Source organism: Agromyces sp. P1_H4, assembly GCF_056405255.1.
Window position 1 is genome coordinate 1 of record NZ_JBFUCL010000517.1, and the last position, 1,650, is coordinate 1,650.

The following is a 1,650-nucleotide window of genomic DNA, read 5'->3' on the forward strand; positions in this document are numbered from 1 at the left end:
ACGCCCGCGACCTCACGTCGTTCGAGCTCGATCGCGACCTGTTCGGCCGCCTCGCAGACCGCTTCCCCGCCGACGCCGTGCGCGTCGCCGAGTCGGCGGTGCTGTCGGCGGCGGATGTCGCGCACTACCGCGCGGCTGGTGCCGACGTGGTGCTCGTCGGCGAGGCGCTCGTCACGGGCGACCCCATTGCCAACCTCCGAGCCTTCCTGGCGGTGTGACATGGCGCTCAGAGCGCAGACCGGTCCGTACTTCGGCGACTTCGGCGGGCGGTTCGTGCCCGAATCCCTGATCGCCGCCCTCGACGAGCTCGGCGAGGCCTACGACCTCGCGAAGCTCGATCCCGCATTCGGCGCCGAGCTCGCAGAGCTCGGCCGCAGCTACACCGGGCGACCGTCGATCATCACCGAGGTGCCCCGCTTCGCCGCGCACGCCGGTGGCGCCCGCGTCATCCTGAAGCGCGAAGACCTCAACCACACGGGGTCGCACAAGATCAACAACGTGCTGGGCCAGGCGCTGCTCACCAAGCGCATCGGCAAGTCGCGGGTCATCGCCGAGACGGGGGCCGGGCAGCACGGCGTCGCCACGGCCACCGCGGCGGCGCTGTTCGGCCTCGAGTGCACGATCTACATGGGCGAGGTCGACACCGAGCGGCAGGCGCTGAACGTCGCGCGCATGCGCCTCCTCGGCGCAGAGGTCGTGGCCGTCACCGCGGGCTCCCGCACGCTGAAGGACGCCATCAACGAGGCGATGCGCGACTGGGTCACGAACGTGGCGAGCACCAACTACATCTTCGGCACGGTCGCCGGGCCGCACCCGTTCCCCGAGATGGTCCGCGACTTCCAGAAGATCATCGGCGAGGAGGCGCGCCAGCAGGTCCTCGACCTCACCGGTGCGCTGCCCACCGCGGTCACCGCGTGCGTGGGCGGCGGCTCGAACGCCATCGGCATCTTCCACGCGTTCCTCGACGACGTCGAGGTCGGACTCTACGGATTCGAGGCGGGCGGCGAGGGCGTCGACACCGAGCGCCACGCGGCCACGATCACCAAGGGCCGGCCCGGCGTGCTGCACGGTGCGCGCAGCTACCTCCTGCAGGACGACGACGGGCAGACCATCGAGTCGCACTCCATCTCCGCCGGCCTCGACTACCCCGGCGTCGGCCCCGAGCACTCCTGGCTCTCTGCGATCGGCCGGGCGCAGTACCGGCCGGTGACGGATGCCGCCGCCATGGAGGCGCTGCGCCTGCTCACCCGCACCGAGGGCATCATCCCGGCGATCGAGTCGGCGCACGCCCTCGCGGGCACGCTGGAGCTCGGTCGCGAGCTCGGCCCCGACGCCACGATCCTGGTGAACCTCTCGGGCCGCGGCGACAAGGACATGGACACCGCAGCGAAGTACTTCGAGCTGTACGACGAGGAGCACCCCAAGTGAGAACCGCCGGTCCCGTCATCCGCCGGCGCAACGAGGAGGCCGRCGGTGCGCTCATCGGCTACCTGCCGGTCGGCTTCCCGACGCTCGACGAGAGCGTCGAGGCGGCCGTCGCGCTCGTCGAGAACGGCGTCGACGTGCTCGAGCTCGGCCTGCCCTATTCCGACCCGGTCATGGACGGCCCCGTCATCCAGGCGGCGACCCAGCAGGCACTCCGCAACGGCT

Annotated in this window: 2 protein-coding genes and 1 pseudogene; all 3 read left to right on the forward strand. The window is 71.3% G+C overall.

Annotation, left to right across the window (positions count from 1 at the left end; translation table 11 throughout):
- Window positions 1–218: pseudogene (locus AC1DY2_RS19550) on the forward strand (indole-3-glycerol phosphate synthase TrpC); the annotation flags it as partial.
- A gap of 1 nt (window position 219) precedes the next feature.
- Complete coding sequence (gene trpB, locus AC1DY2_RS19555) at window positions 220–1,428, forward strand: tryptophan synthase subunit beta (RefSeq protein ID WP_476763922.1); 1,209 nt, start codon at window positions 220–222, stop codon at window positions 1,426–1,428.
- The coding region (locus AC1DY2_RS19560; RefSeq protein WP_476763923.1) for a tryptophan synthase subunit alpha at window positions 1,425–1,650 on the forward strand (226 nt) is incomplete at its 3' end. The genes trpB and AC1DY2_RS19560, both read left to right, overlap by 4 nt.

What these genes read in the sequence shown, in the direction of transcription:
- trpB (WP_476763922.1), top strand. Translation starts at nt 220, where the DNA reads ATGGCGCTCAGAGCGCAGACCGGTCCGTACTTCGGCGACTTCGGCGGG.